Origin of the sequence: Nocardia sp. NPDC056611 (assembly GCF_042792755.1) — a bacterium.
Classification (GTDB): domain Bacteria; phylum Actinomycetota; class Actinomycetes; order Mycobacteriales; family Mycobacteriaceae; genus Nocardia.
Map to the genome: position 1 here is coordinate 451,806 of NZ_JBHTVV010000001.1, position 13,669 is coordinate 465,474.

Consider the following 13,669-nt stretch of genomic DNA (forward strand, 5'->3'; position numbering starts at 1 on the left):
GACCCACTTCCTCACCCTGAATCCCCAAGTTGTGAGACTACCTAGTCTCAATATTGCGTGGCTCACTCTGCCACACCTGTGACCGGGCTCGCAATATGCGCGAGCGGCGGAATCGGGGATTGGGCGGATTCGGCCTATCGACGCCGGTGGCGTGGTTCGACGGGCCGGGATGCGAGGTCGTGGGGCAATTTCGGCAAGGCCCTTCCCAGTGGCGGGGATCACTGCTAGTTTCACACTTACTGAACGCTCAACAAGTAAGTTTGCGAGGTCTCGATGCGCGTTGCCGTCAACCCCAGGCTCTATGACCCGCTACCGGACGATCCGGTGCTGCTCGGCTGCGAATGCGAGGCGTGCGGCCGGGTGTACTTCCCGCCGATCGGGCTCGGCTGCGAGATGTGCGGCGCAGGGGAGGGGCGGCTGCGTGCGCGGCCCCTGCGCGCGGAAGGCGTGGTGTTCGCGGTCGCGGAGGTGGCGGTCGACCCGCTCGGCGCGGCCCCGTTCACCGTCGCGGAGATCGTGCTCGACGAGGGGCCGCTGATCCGCGCGCTGACCCACCCCGACTCGCCCGCGCCGCGGATCGGCGATCGGGTCGCCGCGCGCTGGCGGGTCGTGCGGGGCGACGACGCCGAGATGGTCGAGCCCGCCTTCGCGGCGGTTCCGGCCGGGAGCGAGGTGCGGGCATGAGCACGGACCTGCGGCCGGTGTGGGTCATCGGCGTCGGCTTGCATCCCTATCGGAAGGCCGGCCGCACACCGTATCCGGAGCTCGGCGTCACCGCCGTCCGCGCGGCGCTCGCCGACGCGGGCCTGCGGTGGGATCAGGTGGACACCGCGTACACCGGAACCGCCACCACCTCGATGGCGTTGTCGCGCTTGATGTATCGGCATCTGGGTGCGACCGGCATCCCGATGGTGCAGGTCGAGAACGCCTCCGCGTCGGGGTCGAGCGCCTTCCGGCAGGCGTACCTCGATGTCGCCGCGGGCCTGCACGATGTGGCCATCGCGGTCGGCGTCGACAAGCCGCTGAACCTCACCATGCCCGCCCGCGCCGCCGGGCTGGAGGACCTGGTCGGGAATCGGCTGCTGCCGGTCTCGCACTTCGCGCTGCTGGCCTCGCGGTACATGCACGAGACGGGCGCGACGCCGGAACAGATCGCGCGGGTGGCGGTGAAGAACAGCCGCAATGCCGCGCTCAATCCGAACGCGCAGCGCCCCAGGGCCAGAACGCTCGAGGAGGTGCTGGCCCCGCCGGCCCTCAGCGGCGTGCTCACCCGCCTGCAGTGCTGTCCGATCGGGGAGGGCGCGGCCGCCGCCATCGTCGTCTCCGAACGGGCGATCACCGACCTCGGCCTCGACCGGGGTCGCGCGGTGCGGGTGCGGTCCTCGGCGCTGCGGTCGGAAACCTATTACGGCACCGAGAATTTCGACGCCGCCCTGACCGCGGAGACCACAGCCGAGGCGTTGCGGGCGGCCTGCGTGAGCATCGACGACGTGGATCTGATCGAGCTGCACGACGCCTTCACGGTGGAGGAGCTCGTCTATCTCGAGGCGATGCAGGTGTGCGAGCCCGGCCGGGCCGCGGCCGCCCTGGCCCGGGGTGATTTCGATATCGGCGGCAAGGTCGCGGTCAACACCTCCGGCGGGCTGCTGTCCATGGGACATCCGATCGGGCCGACCGGCGTCGGGCAGATCGCGGAGCTGGCTGTCCAGCTGCGCGGCGAAGCCGGGCCGCGGCAACACCCCGATGCGCGAATCGGCTTGGCGCACATGGTCGGAATCGGCGCGGTCTGCGCCGTACACGTGCTCGCACGCGAGGAGGAATGGTGAACACACCCGACATGGGATCCCCGGAGTTCTGGGCCGTCCATCGACCGGACGCACCCGCGGTGGTCAGCGGCGGCGCCGTGCTGACCTATCGGGAATGGAACGACGCGGCCGACCGGGTCGCGGAAGGCCTGGCCCGGTGCGGGCTGACCGGCGGCGATCGGATCGGCACGCGGTTCCGGCTCGCGCCGGAGTACTTCGTCGTCCAGCGTGCCCTGCAGAAGCTCGGCGTGGCCCAGGTGGCCGTGAACTGGCGGTTGACCCCGGACGAGGCGCTGTACATCCTGCGCGACAGCGGCGCGAAAGGGCTGGCCTGCAATGACATCGACGTCACCGGATGGGATCCGGACATGGTCGGCCTGCTGATCACCGTCGGCCAGACCGCGGGCGCGCCCGGGGTCCGCTACGAGGATCTGCTCGAAACACCGGACGCCCCGACTCGTTTCGGTGCGGCTCGGCCCGCTCTCGTGCTCTACACCTCCGGTACCACCGGCCACCCGCGCGGCGTCCCGCCGACCGACCCGGCCACCGTCACCGATCCCGAACGCCTGTACCGGTTCCTGACCTCGGTGGCCTCCGTCCCGCCCCTGCCCGACGCGGTGCGGGCACTGCTCACCATGCCGATCCATCACGGCGCCGGACCGGCGGTCACGGCGTCGGCGTGCGGGCGCGGCGGGACCGTGGTCACGCTGGATCCCTTCGACGCCGAGGCGGCGTTGCGGCTCATCCACGAGCATCGCATCCAGTCCTGGATCGCGGTGCCCACCATGCTGCTGCGCCTGCAGAAACTGCCCGGCGCGGTACTCGACCGCTACGACCTGTCCTCGCTGCGGCACCTCGGAACCGGGGCTGCACCGGTCCCGCAGTCGCTGAAGGAATGGGTGGTCGAGCGCTTCGGCGACGACGTGCTGTGGGAGAGCTACGGCGCCAGCGAACCCGGCATGATCAGCTACACCGCGCCGGAGCATCAGATCGCCAAGCCGGGCACCAGCGGCCTGCCGTTCGACGGGGTCGAGATCGCCATCGTCGACGCGGAGTGGAATCGGCTGCCCGCCGGGGAATCCGGGGAGATCGCGGTCAATACGCCGATCGTGTTGCGCAATTATCTCGGCGGTCCGCCGCTCGGCGAGGACGTGATCAAGGACGGCTTCTACCGCACCGGCGACGTCGGCTACCTCGACGCCGACGGCTTCCTGTTCATCACCGACCGGATCAAGGACATGATCGTCGCGGGCGGGGTCAACATCTATCCGGCCGAGATCGAGAAGGCCCTGGTCACGCACCCGCGGGTGATCGACGCCGCGGTGATCGGCATCCCCGACGAGGATTTCGGCGAGAAGCCGCTGGCCTACATCGTCGCGACGCCGGGATCCGCGCCGACCGAGGCCGAACTGCTGGCCCACCTGGAAGGACGGCTGGCCGGGTACAAACGCCCCCGCCGCTTCGACTTCGTCACCGACCTGCCCCGCAACCCGGTCGGCAAGGTTATGAAACACGAACTGCGCCAACCATATTGGGAAGGACGTGAGCGCAATGTCTGACCGACCCGATCTCATCGTGACCGACGTCGTCGACGAACGGATCCTGCTCATCCGGATCGACCGGCCCGAACGGCGCAATGCCTTCGACGGCGCGACCGCCCGCGCCCTGGAGGCGGCCATCGACCGCTACGAGGCCGACGACGCGCTGCGCTGCGCGGTCCTCACCGGCTCCGACCTGGTGTTCTCCGCCGGACAGGATCTGATCGCCGCCGCGACCGGCGATATGGGCGTCACCGAACGCCGCGGCGGCTTCGGCATCATGGCCCGGCCGCCGGTCAAACCCATCATCGCCGCGGTGGAGGGCCACGCCCTCGCGGGCGGCCTCGAACTGTGCCTGGCCTGCGATCTGATCGTCTGCTCGCGCACCGCCACCCTGGGCCTGCCGGAGGCCGCGCGATCGCTGGTGGCCATGGGCGGCGGCTGTTTCCGGCTGCCCAAGCGGATTCCGTATCACCTGGCCATGGAGCTGATCCTGACCGGAAAGCCCAGGCACGCCACGATGTTCGCCGAACTCGGACTGATCAACCGGCTCACCGAACCGGGCGGGGCGGTCGACGGCGCGCTGGAGCTGGCCCGCGACATCTGCGCCGCCGGGCCGCTGGCGGTGCGGGCGAGCAAGCAGATCGTCGTCGACTCCCAGGGCTGGACCGACGAGGAAGCCTGGGCGAAGCAGATGCCCTATCTGACCGCACTCCAAGAATCCGAGGACCTGCGAGAAGGCCTGCGCGCCTTCGCCGAGAAGCGGCCGCCGGTCTGGAAGGGACGCTGACCATGCTGACACCGAGCTTCGAGAGCGGTCTGCTGGACGGGCAGGTCGCGATCGTCACCGGTGGTTCCCGCGGAATCGGCGGCGCCACTTCGACATTGCTCGCGGCCAATGGAGCCAAGGTCGTCATCGCCGATGTGGACAAGGACAAGGCGGACGAGGCGGTGACCGCGATCAACGACGCCTACGGCGCGGGGTCGGCCGGCGCCTTCGTCGCAGACCTGGTGGCGCCGGGTGCGTGCGATGACCTCGTCGCCCACGCGATCGCCGAGTACGGCGGCCTCGACATCGTGGTCAACAATGCCGGATACGCGTGGGACGCCCGCGTGCACGCCATGACCGACGACCAGTTCCAGGCCATGCTCGACATCCACCTGATGGTGCCGTTCCGCCTGGCCCGGGCCTGCGCGCCGGTATTCCGCGCGGCCGACCGGGCCGACGCCGCCGAGGGGATCACGCGGCACCGCAAGACGGTGATGGTGTCCTCCATGGCCGGGCTGCTCGGGCTCGACGGCGCGGCCAACTACGCCTCGGCCAAGGCCGGTGTGCTCGGGCTGGCCCGCACCCTGGCCCAGGAGTGGGGGTCGATGCACGTGAACGTCAACGCGGTGGCGTTCGGGATCATCCAAACCCGTTTCGGGCAGCCGCAATCCGATCGCGAGGTCATCAACACCGGTGGCCGCGAGATCCGGGTCGGCATGCCCGCCAAGCAGGCGCGGCGGATGGGCATCACCGTGGATCCCGATGTTCCGCTCACCGATGCCGAGATCTACGCGGCGCGGCCGATGCCGTTCGTCTCGCTGGGCCGCACCGGCACCGTCGGGGAGGCGGCCGATGTCATCTTCTGGCTGTGCTCGCCGCTGTCGAACTACGTGACCGGGCAAGTGGTGCCCGTCAACGGTGGTTCACGACTGGGCTAGTTAGGGTTGCGCCATGGCGGGTCGCGCGGAGAGGTCCATGGCGGAGGCCACCGAGCAGTCGGTGGCGCGGGCGGCGAAGGGGAGCGACGCGGCCCCGCCCCCACGCCGCACCCAACGGGAACGGGCTGCTCAGGCCGGTCAGGCGCTGCTGGACGCGGCCGAGTCGCTGTTCTCCGAACGCGGTGTCGACCAGACGTCGCTCGCCGATGTCGGGCAACTCGCGGGCTACAGCCGCGGATTGGCCAACCATCACTTCGGCACCAAGGCGGCCCTGGTCGATCAACTCGCCCAGCGCATCCAGGCCCAGTTCGTCGGCGAGGCGGGTGTGGCCGAGCTCGAGGAGCCCGGATTCGATGCCGTCGCGGTGCTGTCGCGGCTGGCCGAGGACTACCTGACGGCCATGATCGGATACCCCCGGACCAGCCGCGCCTTCTTCGTGATGTGGGGCGCCGCAATGCCTTCCGAGGCGGCGCTGCGCCCGGTGTTCGCCACCGACGACGAACGCTTCCGGCACGGCGTCGAGCAGTTGCTGCGCGCCGGACAGCGCAATGGATCCGTGTCCGCCGACGTCGAACCGGCGTCCACCGCGACGGTGCTGACCGGCATGTTGCGCGGCGTGGCGGCCCAGTATCAGATCGCTCCCGACGCCGTGGATCTGCCCGCCGCCATCCGATCCTGCCAGCGATTCCTTGAGCGAGGACTTGCCACCGGATAGCTAGAGTGGGCCGGATGACAGGTAAAGAGATGACGAGGAACATCGCGACTCTTGCCGTGGCCCTCGCGGCGGTCGGTGCGCTCGGAGCGTGCAGCAGTAACGACAATTCCAGCTCCGACACCACCTCCGCCCAGCCGACCACTTCCGTCCAGCCCACCACCTCCGCGGCCGCCTCCGCCACCGTGGCCGTCCCGCCCGGTTCCCCGGCGGCCCTGCTGGCCGCGACCGCCTGGGAGACCACCTCCGCCACCGACGCCCAGGGCAACCAGGTGCCGCTGACCGACGACAACGTGAAGAACTACGTCGGCTTCGCCTACTTCAAGCCCGACGGCACCTTCACCATGTACAACCTCGACGACACCCCGAAGATGCACGGCGACTGGTCCGTCCCCGCCGATGGCAAGACCCGCACCATCGTCGCGAAAGACGATGCGGGACAGGAGCAGTTCCGCCGCGTCACCGACATCATCACCTTGAACGACAAGGAATTCACCTACCGCGTGTCCCCGGACGCCAACGACAAGACGGTGTACTTCGACATCATTCACACCCCCACCACCCACCCGGAACCGAAGTAACCGGTCGCAGCGCCCGCGTCATCCCCGGATGGCGCGGGCGTCTTCTGTTTCGGCCGTGGCCCACCTCACAGGCTGGACGCTGTCACGCGGACGCGTTCTCCGGCGTCTTGTGGTCGTCCAATTCATCACCGCACGTGAGGATCACATGATGGAACCCCGAATCGACCTGAACACCAACGCGGTCGGCGCCAAGCTCGGCAAGCGGTTCGCCGGTGTCGGCCTGGCGATCACCCAGTCGGGCCTGCCGAAATCGTTGATGGAGCTGGTGGAGTTGCGGGCCAGCCAGATCAACGGTTGCGGCTTCTGCGTCGACGGCCACACCAAGGAGCTGGCCGCCGCGGGCGAATCCGCGACCCGCGTCAACCTGGTCGCCGTCTGGCGCGAATCGACCGTTTTCACCGAGCCCGAGCAGGCCGCCCTGGCCCTCACCGAGGAGGGCACCCGCCTCGCCGACACCGGTCACGGCGTCTCCGACGAGACTTGGGCGCTGGTCCGCAAACACTACGACGAGGACCAGGCCGCGGCGCTCGTCTACGTCATCGCGCTGATCAACGCGGCCAACCGGCTGGCGGTCATCACGAAGACCAAGGGCGGCTCCTACCAGGCGGGCACCTTCGAGGCGATCGCCGCCGACTGACGGGCACGCCCCGGTCCGGCCCGTCGGTCCAGGCCGCGGGCCGATCCGAGATCGAACGGCTCGGCGCGCGCCTATGCTCGCAGCATGGCGCGTGACGCTCGGGAGACGGGTGTTTCGCTGGCGGCACTGCTGGCAGCGTTCTCGTTCGCGATGGATCTCGGCCTGGGCCAGCCGATGGCGCACGTCCTGCGGTCCTGGCGGCTCGCCACGCGACTGGGGGAGCGGGTCGGGCTGACCGAGGGGGAGCGGTCCGACCTGTACTACACCGCGGTCCTGGCCTGGGCCGGATGTGTGGCCGACGCGCCCGAGGTTTCGGCGTGGTTCGGGGACGATATCGCGTTCCGGGCCGACAGCTACGGGACCGATCTGCGGGGGCTCGGCGGAGCGCGGTTCTTCCTCTCGCACGCGGGGGCTTCCGGGCCGTTCGCGCAGCGGGTGCGGAAGACGGTGGCGATCGCGGCGAAGGGCGGGCGCGATATCGAGCGCGGGCTCATGTCGCACTGCCTCACCACGTCGACCATGGCCGACCGGCTCGGGCTGGCCCCCGCGGTCGGGGATTCGCTGCGGCAGTTCTTCGCGCGGTGGGACGGCAAGGGCGTGCCGGTCGGGGTCGGCGGGGATCGAATCGGGTTGGGGATGCGGCTGTTCCATCTCGCCGACGTGGCCGAGGTGTTGCATCGGACCGCCGGAATCGAGGCCGCCGTCGAGGTCGCCCGGGCTCGGCGGGGCACCCAGTTCGATCCGGCCGTGGTGGACGAATTCTGTGCCTCGGCGCGGGACCTGCTGGCCGACAATGATTCCGATCCGGACTACGGGGAGCTCATCGCCGCCGATCCCGCGTTGCGCCGCAATCTCACCGGCGCCGAACTGGATACGGCCCTCGAGGTGATCGCCGACTTCACCGATCTGCGCTCGCCCTATCGGGCGGGCCACTCGCGCGGCGTGGCCGATCTCGCGGCCCGGGCCGGGGCCGCCGCCGGGCTCGCCGAACCCGACGTCACGGTGCTGCGTCGCGCGGCCCTGCTCCACGACATCGGGTTGCACGGTGTTCCCGCAACGATTCTCGACAAGCCCGGCCCCTTGAGTGTCACCGAGTTGGAGCGGCTGCGCATGAACTCGTACTACACCGAACGGGTCCTCGCCCGCCCCGCCGGACTGGCCCGGATCGGCGCCATCGCCGCCATGGCCTACGAGCGACTCGACGGCTCGGGCGCGCATCGCGGCCTGACCGGCCCGTCTATTCCGGTCTCGGCGCGGCTGCTGGCCGCCGCCGACACCTATCGCGCGATGAGCGAACCGCGCGCGTACCGGGAGGCCTTGCCGCCCAAGCGGATTCTCGCCGAACTCCGCTCCGAGGTGCGCCGCGGACGGCTCGACGCGGGCGCGGTCGACGCCGTCCTCGAGGCGGCGGGACAGCCCCGTCAGCGCCGCCGCACCGGCCCGGACGGCCTCACCCCGCGGGAACTCGAGGTCCTGGCCCTCATCGCCCGCGGCGCGTCCACCCGCCAGGTCGCCCGCACCCTGGGCATCGCCCCGAAAACGGCGGGCACCCACATCGAACGCATCTACACCAAGACCGGTTCGTCGACCCGCTCGACGGTCACCCTCTACGCCGTCCAGCACGGTCTGCTCGACACTCTGACCACCGATTCGTAGGGAGAACGCCCGACGACATCCGGATTCGCCGCGCCTACCGTCGAATCATGTCGAAAGCCGTGATCAGCCTGACCACCGGGCTCGAAGACCCCGAGAAGGTCACCGTCGCGTTCCTGGTAGCCGTGGGCGCCGCCGAAACCGGGCGCGAGACCCTGATGTTCCTCACCAAGGAGGCGGTCCGGCTCGCGCTGGCCGACACCGCGGTCGGCGTCGCCTGTGACGGCTGCCCGCCCCTCCAGGAGCTGTGCAAACGCTACGAAGCGGCCGGCGGCCGCTACTTCGTGTGCCCGGTCTGCTTCAACGCGAAGCAACTCGAGGCCGGCAACCTGGTCGGCAATGCCGAGCTGCAGGGCACCATTCCGATGTGGCAGTGGATCGGCGACGACCCGGCCACCACCTTCAGCTACTGACTCCCACCGGAGGTGACCCCATGCTCGATCTGGCCTCCCGGCTCACCGGCCTCCCCGAACACCGCGGCCAGGCGCCCTGGCCCGGCCACGAATACGTCAAGGGCTGGGGCGTTTTCGGCCTCCCCTTCGACAGCGGCCATGTGCTGGCGCTCCGCGTCTTCCCCGAAAACGATTTCGGCCCTTACAAAACCGTCTGGCATCGGGACCCCGAAGGCCGCTGGTCGATCTTCGTGGACGGCGAGCGCCTGGATCACGCGTGCCCGCGTTACTACGGCCCCGCCTGCGACCACACCGGTTTCGCGTCGATCAGCGCCGAATGGACGGGCCCGACGTCCCTGCACGTCACCGTCGACAAGCCCGCCCTGGATTGGACGCTGACCGTGACGGAAACCCCGGCCCTGCGCGCCCTCAACGCCGTCGGCGGCCACCTGCCACTCGCCACCTGGCGCTCCCGCACCCTCGTCCGCTCACGCGAAATGATGGCCACGGCACTGGGATTGGGGCGACTGCAGATGGCGGGAACCATGCCCAGCGGACACACCGGCCTTCTCATGCCGGAACGCATGTACCTGGTCACCGACTCGACCGCGGTCCTCGACGGTCACGACCTCGGTCGCCCCGCCCACCTGGACGCCAACCCCCGGATCGGCGACGTCACCCTGCCCGCCCGCGGTGTGGTGGCGATCGGCCAGGCGATGTGGCAGATCCGGGACGACGCGGACTGACGCGTCAGCGCACGCTGGGCTCCACCCAGCGGCGCAGCGCGTCGATGGTGGTCTCCGGTGACGTGTTGAAGCAGAACCGAATTCCGGGCACCTCGTCGGCCAGCGTGTTGACCAGCCGCTCGAACAGCAGGGTGTGCTCGCCGGCCATCCGGACGCCCGCGCCGATCATGGCGGCCCGGAACGTCTGCCCCGCAATGCGTTCGCGCAGTGCCGCTTCCGCCGCATCGGGGTCGGCGGGCAGCTGACACGACACCAGATCGAACCCGGCCTCGCGCAAGGCGGCCTCGCCGGCCGTGATGCGCGCGGTCAGAATCTCCTCGGTCAACTGGGGGTAGTTGCTGTAATCCACAGCGCTGGGATGCAATCCGACCGACAGCACGGTCGATCCGTTCGGGTTCTGCTGGTTCACGAGGTCTTCCGAGCCGGTTGTCGTCATGGACGGTACAAGCGCGCGAAGCCGCCCGATCTTCCCGAACCGACAACCGGATCCGGACTAGCCGAGGAGGTCTCGCACCGACGGACCGCGACCGTGCAGCACGGCGGTCTCGGACCAGAGCAGCATCGCGACCGGTCCGCAGACGAAAAGGTCGGCGATCACGTGCTGGTGGGGCTGCGATGCGGACATCACGCGGCCCGCAGCGGTGTCGCGAAGGACTTGCGGAGCGAGGACGGGCCGATGAGGGGCAGCAGCGCGGCGAGGATCTTGCCCTTGAACGCCTGCGGGGTGCGGGTCAGCTCGACGTCCACCCGGCTGCCGGGCAGGTCGGGGGCGATGCGGAAGACCCAGCCGCCGCCCGCGCCGAAGAGTTTGGAATCGAGGGTGGTGATGGTGACGGTGTCGCCGGACGGGTCCCAGTCGTAGCGGGCGCGCTCCCAGGCGGCGGCGGTGCCCTCGGTGACCTCGGCCCAATTGTCGCCGCGAGCGTGGACGACGAAGTGTTCGGCGTCGATGCTGGGCCAGGCGTCGGGGCGGGTCGGGCCGAAGTCGGTCAGCACGTGCATGACCTCGGCGGGGGACAGGGTGGACATCAGGTGGAATCGAACGGTAGCCATGGAAATACCTTCGCGGTCACGGCCGGGTCGCCGAATCTGTCAGATGACGCTGTCTTGACGTAATCGACGGTGGGTAGGGTCGCGGCGGGACCCACATCTTCCGTGCGGGCCCGGAGGAGGATTCCGCACCATGCCGTTGTTCGGACGCGACACCGAACTGAAAGACCTGTCCGCCCTGGTGGACGGACCCGGCGAGCGCAGCGGCATCCTGATCGAGGGCGAGCCCGGCATCGGGAAGTCGACACTGGTCGAGCAGACCGTCGCCGTCGCCTCCGCCGCCGGTCACCGCGTGCTGCGAACCGCGGGCGTGGAAGCCGAACGCAATCTCGTCTACGCCGGGCTGCAACGGCTCCTGTATCCGCTGCGCCGCGAGTTCGGCGCCCTGCCCGCCCGGCAATTCGAGGCGCTGACAACCGCTCTGGGCATGTCGGAGAGCACCGACGAGCCGAGCATCCACCTGGTCGGGCTCGCCGCCCTGACCCTGCTCGCCGATTCGGCGGCCGAGCGCGCGGTGCTGATCGTCGCCGAGGACGTGCACTGGCTCGACCTGGCCAGCGCCGAGGTGCTGGCCTTCGTCGCGCGCCGCATCGACTCCGAACCCGTTGCGCTGCTGGCGACCCGGCGCGACGGCGCGGCCTCGCCGTTGAGCGCCGCCGGGTTGACCGTCATGCGGCTCGGACCGCTGCCCGGCGATGACGCGAACGCGCTGCTCGACGCCATCGCACCGGATCTGCCCGCTCAGCTCCGGCGTCGCGTGCTGGCCGAATCGCACGGCAACCCGCTCGCCCTGACCGAGCTACCCACGACCGCAATGGATCTCACCGAGAGCGCTTCGGCTCTGCCGTTGACCGAGCGTCTGGAACAGGCCTTCTCGGCCCGGAGCGCCGCCCTGCCCGGCCCGACCCGCTCGGTCCTGCTCGTCGCCGCCCTGAACGACGGCGACGCGGTCGCCGAAACCCTGACCGCCGCCGGGATTCTCCTGGATTCCGCCGCCACCGCCGAGGATCTCGCCCCGGCGGTCGCGGCCCGGCTGGTCGACATCGGTTCCGGCACGGTCACTTTCCGTCATCCCCTGGTGCGGTCGGCCCTGGTGGCCGCGGCGACCGGCGCGGAACGCCGCCGCGCCCACCTGGCCCTCGCCGATGTACTCGCCGAGTCGCCGGAACGTCAGGTGTGGCATCGGGCGGCGGGCACGGCCGGCGCCGATGAGGACGTCGCCGCCGCGCTCGAAGCCGCCGCCGAGCGGTCCCGGCACCGCGGCGGCGCGGTCGCCGCCATGGAACACGCCGCGGCTCTCACCGTCACCCCCGGCCGCCGCGCGGACCGCCTGCTGCGCGCCGCCGAACTGGCCGTCGACGCCGGTCGCCGCGACACCGTCGAACGGCTGATGGACGCCGCGCGCATGCTGCCCCTCACGGCCGGACAGCAGGCCACCGCGGCCTGGCTGCTCAGCGGTTTCGAGGACGGCATGCGCGAAAGCCACACGCGCATCGGTGAACTGGCCGTGCTGGCGGCCGACGTCGCCGCCGACGGCTACCCGGATCCCGCGCTGCGGATCCTGTGGGCGGCGGCGGCCCGCTGCTTCTGGTCCGAACCCGGGCCCGACACCCGGCGCGCGGTGCTCGCGGTCGCCGACACCTTCGCCATTCCCGACGGCGATCCGGCCAAGCTGGCGATCGACTCGATCGTGGCCCCGTTCGAGCGGGGCGACGAGGTCCTCGGCCACCTGCGCACGCTGGCGGCCACCTCCGGCCGCGACACCGAGGTCGACCACTTTCTCAGTAGCGCCGCCTACCAGGTCGGCGCGTTCGATCTGGCGGCCCAGTTCGCCGCGGCGTCCGCACCCGGATTCCGTTCCGCCGGACGGCTGGGGCTGCTGACCCGGGCGCTCGCGATCCAGGCGTGGAGCCTGGCCCGGCTCGGCGATATCGCCACCGCCGCGCCCATCGCGGCCGAGGCGGCGGCGTTCGCGCTGGAGACCGAGCAGCCGTTCATGCATGCGGTGATCGTGTCGGTACAGGCCGAAATCGCCGCGCTGCGTGGCGATTACACGCACGCCACCACCCTGGCGGCGGACGCCGAACGCACCGGACTGGCCGCGGGAGCCCGGCCTGTGCTCGCCACCGTGCAGCTCACCCGGGGGCTCACCGCGCTCGGGGAAGGCCGATTCGACGACGCTTTCACCGACCTGGCCCGCATCCACGATCCGCGCGATCCCTCGCATTCGCCGGCGCTGGCCGCGTACTTCCTCACCGAACTCGCCGAGGCCGCCGTCCGCGCCGGTCGAGCCGACGCCATGACGGACCTGCTGCGTGGTCTCGAAGCGGCCGCCGCGTCCACGCCGTCACCGGCCCTGCACATCGGCCTGCGCTACGCCCGAGCGGTGCTCGCCGGCGACAAGGCCGCCGAGGCGTTCGCCGCCGCCCTGGCCGCGGATCTGACCGGCTGGCCGGCCGAACGCGGTCGCTTGCACCTGGCCTACGGCGAATGGCTGCGGCGGCAGCGCCGCGTGGTCGAGTCCCGCACCCACTTGCGCACGGCCCGTGAGATCTTCGATGCGCTCGGCTTCACCGCGTGGAGCGAGCGGGCCCGCCTGGAACTGCGCAGCGCCGGTGAATCGAGCCCGAACCGCGACCCCGATGCCCGCGAGCGGCTCACCCCGCACGAACTGAGCATCGCGCAACTCGCGGCGCAGGGCCTGACCAACCGGGAGATCGGGCAGCGGCTCTACCTGTCGCACCGGACCGTCAGCACCCACCTGCACCGGATCTTCCCGAAGCTGGGCATCAGTTCGCGCGGGGATCTCGCGGCCCTGCTCCCCACCCTGGACGACACGGCCGGATGA

15 protein-coding genes are annotated in these 13,669 nt (G+C 70.5%); 12 read left to right on the top strand and 3 right to left on the bottom strand.

The window, feature by feature from the left end; all coding sequences use genetic code 11:
• Positions 1 to 273 precede the first annotated feature (273 nt).
• The 11 genes from ACFRAQ_RS01930 (at position 274) to ACFRAQ_RS01980 (ending at position 9,771) form a co-directional block, all read left to right on the top strand.
• Positions 274 to 684 carry a zinc ribbon domain-containing protein gene (locus tag ACFRAQ_RS01930; protein WP_379092778.1) on the top strand — a complete coding sequence of 137 codons (411 nt, stop codon included), beginning with the start codon at positions 274 to 276 and terminating at the stop codon, positions 682 to 684.
• Positions 681 to 1,826 carry a thiolase family protein gene (locus ACFRAQ_RS01935; RefSeq protein WP_379092781.1) on the top strand — a complete coding sequence of 382 codons (1,146 nt, stop codon included), beginning with the start codon at positions 681 to 683 and terminating at the stop codon, positions 1,824 to 1,826. The genes ACFRAQ_RS01930 and ACFRAQ_RS01935 overlap by 4 nt, the downstream gene beginning before the upstream one ends.
• On the top strand, positions 1,823 to 3,364 hold the full coding sequence (locus ACFRAQ_RS01940; protein ID WP_379092784.1) for a class I adenylate-forming enzyme family protein: 1,542 nt from the start codon (positions 1,823 to 1,825) through the stop codon (positions 3,362 to 3,364). The genes ACFRAQ_RS01935 and ACFRAQ_RS01940 overlap by 4 nt, the downstream gene beginning before the upstream one ends.
• Positions 3,357 to 4,133 carry a crotonase/enoyl-CoA hydratase family protein gene (locus ACFRAQ_RS01945; protein ID WP_379092787.1) on the top strand — a complete coding sequence of 259 codons (777 nt, stop codon included), beginning with the start codon at positions 3,357 to 3,359 and terminating at the stop codon, positions 4,131 to 4,133. The genes ACFRAQ_RS01940 and ACFRAQ_RS01945 overlap by 8 nt, the downstream gene beginning before the upstream one ends.
• A gap of 2 nt (positions 4,134 to 4,135) precedes the next feature.
• Positions 4,136 to 5,050 (top strand): SDR family NAD(P)-dependent oxidoreductase, encoded by a 915-nt coding sequence (locus ACFRAQ_RS01950; protein WP_379092790.1) that lies wholly within the window; start codon positions 4,136 to 4,138, stop codon positions 5,048 to 5,050.
• 13 nt (positions 5,051 to 5,063) lie between these two features.
• A complete protein-coding gene (locus tag ACFRAQ_RS01955) occupies positions 5,064 to 5,765 on the top strand; it encodes a TetR/AcrR family transcriptional regulator (protein WP_379092793.1) in 702 nt (233 codons plus the stop codon).
• 14 nt (positions 5,766 to 5,779) lie between these two features.
• Positions 5,780 to 6,343 (top strand): DUF4822 domain-containing protein, encoded by a 564-nt coding sequence (locus tag ACFRAQ_RS01960; protein ID WP_379092796.1) that lies wholly within the window; start codon positions 5,780 to 5,782, stop codon positions 6,341 to 6,343.
• Positions 6,344 to 6,491: 148 nt separating this feature from the next.
• Complete coding sequence (locus ACFRAQ_RS01965; protein WP_379092799.1) at positions 6,492 to 6,980, top strand: carboxymuconolactone decarboxylase family protein; 489 nt, start codon at positions 6,492 to 6,494, stop codon at positions 6,978 to 6,980.
• A gap of 84 nt (positions 6,981 to 7,064) precedes the next feature.
• Positions 7,065 to 8,636, top strand: coding sequence for an HD domain-containing phosphohydrolase (locus ACFRAQ_RS01970; RefSeq protein WP_379092802.1), 1,572 nt, complete (start codon positions 7,065 to 7,067; stop codon positions 8,634 to 8,636).
• A gap of 44 nt (positions 8,637 to 8,680) precedes the next feature.
• Entirely contained in the window at positions 8,681 to 9,046 is a 366-nt protein-coding gene (locus ACFRAQ_RS01975; protein WP_379095730.1) for a peroxiredoxin, read from the top strand.
• A 20-nt stretch (positions 9,047 to 9,066) separates the two neighbouring features.
• The gene (locus ACFRAQ_RS01980; RefSeq protein ID WP_379092805.1) at positions 9,067 to 9,771 is read left to right on the top strand and encodes a hypothetical protein; all 705 of its coding nucleotides are present in this window, start codon (positions 9,067 to 9,069) and stop codon (positions 9,769 to 9,771) included.
• A 4-nt stretch (positions 9,772 to 9,775) separates the two neighbouring features.
• Here the strand turns inward: ACFRAQ_RS01980 and ACFRAQ_RS01985 are convergent, their stop codons facing one another.
• From ACFRAQ_RS01985 to ACFRAQ_RS01995, 3 genes are read right to left on the bottom strand one after another with little or no spacing between them, the layout of a single operon-like run.
• Positions 9,776 to 10,207: a hypothetical protein gene (locus tag ACFRAQ_RS01985; RefSeq protein ID WP_379092808.1), complete on the bottom strand. Its 432-nt coding sequence runs from the start codon at positions 10,205 to 10,207 to the stop codon at positions 9,776 to 9,778.
• Between the two features lie 57 nt (positions 10,208 to 10,264).
• Entirely contained in the window at positions 10,265 to 10,396 is a 132-nt protein-coding gene (locus ACFRAQ_RS01990; RefSeq protein WP_357280600.1) for a hypothetical protein, read from the bottom strand.
• Positions 10,396 to 10,824 (bottom strand): hypothetical protein, encoded by a 429-nt coding sequence (locus tag ACFRAQ_RS01995; protein ID WP_379092811.1) that lies wholly within the window; start codon positions 10,822 to 10,824, stop codon positions 10,396 to 10,398. The genes ACFRAQ_RS01990 and ACFRAQ_RS01995 overlap by 1 nt, the downstream gene beginning before the upstream one ends.
• Positions 10,825 to 10,954: 130 nt before the next feature.
• Between ACFRAQ_RS01995 and ACFRAQ_RS02000 the strand changes: the two genes are divergently transcribed.
• Entirely contained in the window at positions 10,955 to 13,669 is a 2,715-nt protein-coding gene (locus ACFRAQ_RS02000; RefSeq protein WP_379092814.1) for an ATP-binding protein, read from the top strand.

Excerpts from the sequence above, each read along its gene's own strand:
- ACFRAQ_RS01930 (WP_379092778.1), top strand. The coding sequence starts at position 274 with ATGCGCGTTGCCGTCAACCCCAGGCTCTATGACCCGCTACCGGACGAT.
- ACFRAQ_RS01935 (WP_379092781.1), top strand. The coding sequence starts at position 681 with ATGAGCACGGACCTGCGGCCGGTGTGGGTCATCGGCGTCGGCTTGCAT.
- ACFRAQ_RS01945 (WP_379092787.1), top strand. The coding sequence starts at position 3,357 with ATGTCTGACCGACCCGATCTCATCGTGACCGACGTCGTCGACGAACGG.
- ACFRAQ_RS01950 (WP_379092790.1), top strand. The coding sequence starts at position 4,136 with ATGCTGACACCGAGCTTCGAGAGCGGTCTGCTGGACGGGCAGGTCGCG.
- ACFRAQ_RS01955 (WP_379092793.1), top strand. The coding sequence starts at position 5,064 with ATGGCGGGTCGCGCGGAGAGGTCCATGGCGGAGGCCACCGAGCAGTCG.
- ACFRAQ_RS01960 (WP_379092796.1), top strand. The coding sequence starts at position 5,780 with ATGACAGGTAAAGAGATGACGAGGAACATCGCGACTCTTGCCGTGGCC.
- ACFRAQ_RS01965 (WP_379092799.1), top strand. The coding sequence starts at position 6,492 with ATGGAACCCCGAATCGACCTGAACACCAACGCGGTCGGCGCCAAGCTC.
- ACFRAQ_RS01970 (WP_379092802.1), top strand. The coding sequence starts at position 7,065 with ATGGCGCGTGACGCTCGGGAGACGGGTGTTTCGCTGGCGGCACTGCTG.
- ACFRAQ_RS01980 (WP_379092805.1), top strand. The coding sequence starts at position 9,067 with ATGCTCGATCTGGCCTCCCGGCTCACCGGCCTCCCCGAACACCGCGGC.
- ACFRAQ_RS01985 (WP_379092808.1), bottom strand. The coding sequence starts at position 10,207 with ATGACGACAACCGGCTCGGAAGACCTCGTGAACCAGCAGAACCCGAAC.
- ACFRAQ_RS01990 (WP_357280600.1), bottom strand. The coding sequence starts at position 10,396 with ATGTCCGCATCGCAGCCCCACCAGCACGTGATCGCCGACCTTTTCGTC.
- ACFRAQ_RS01995 (WP_379092811.1), bottom strand. The coding sequence starts at position 10,824 with ATGGCTACCGTTCGATTCCACCTGATGTCCACCCTGTCCCCCGCCGAG.
- ACFRAQ_RS02000 (WP_379092814.1), top strand. The coding sequence starts at position 10,955 with ATGCCGTTGTTCGGACGCGACACCGAACTGAAAGACCTGTCCGCCCTG.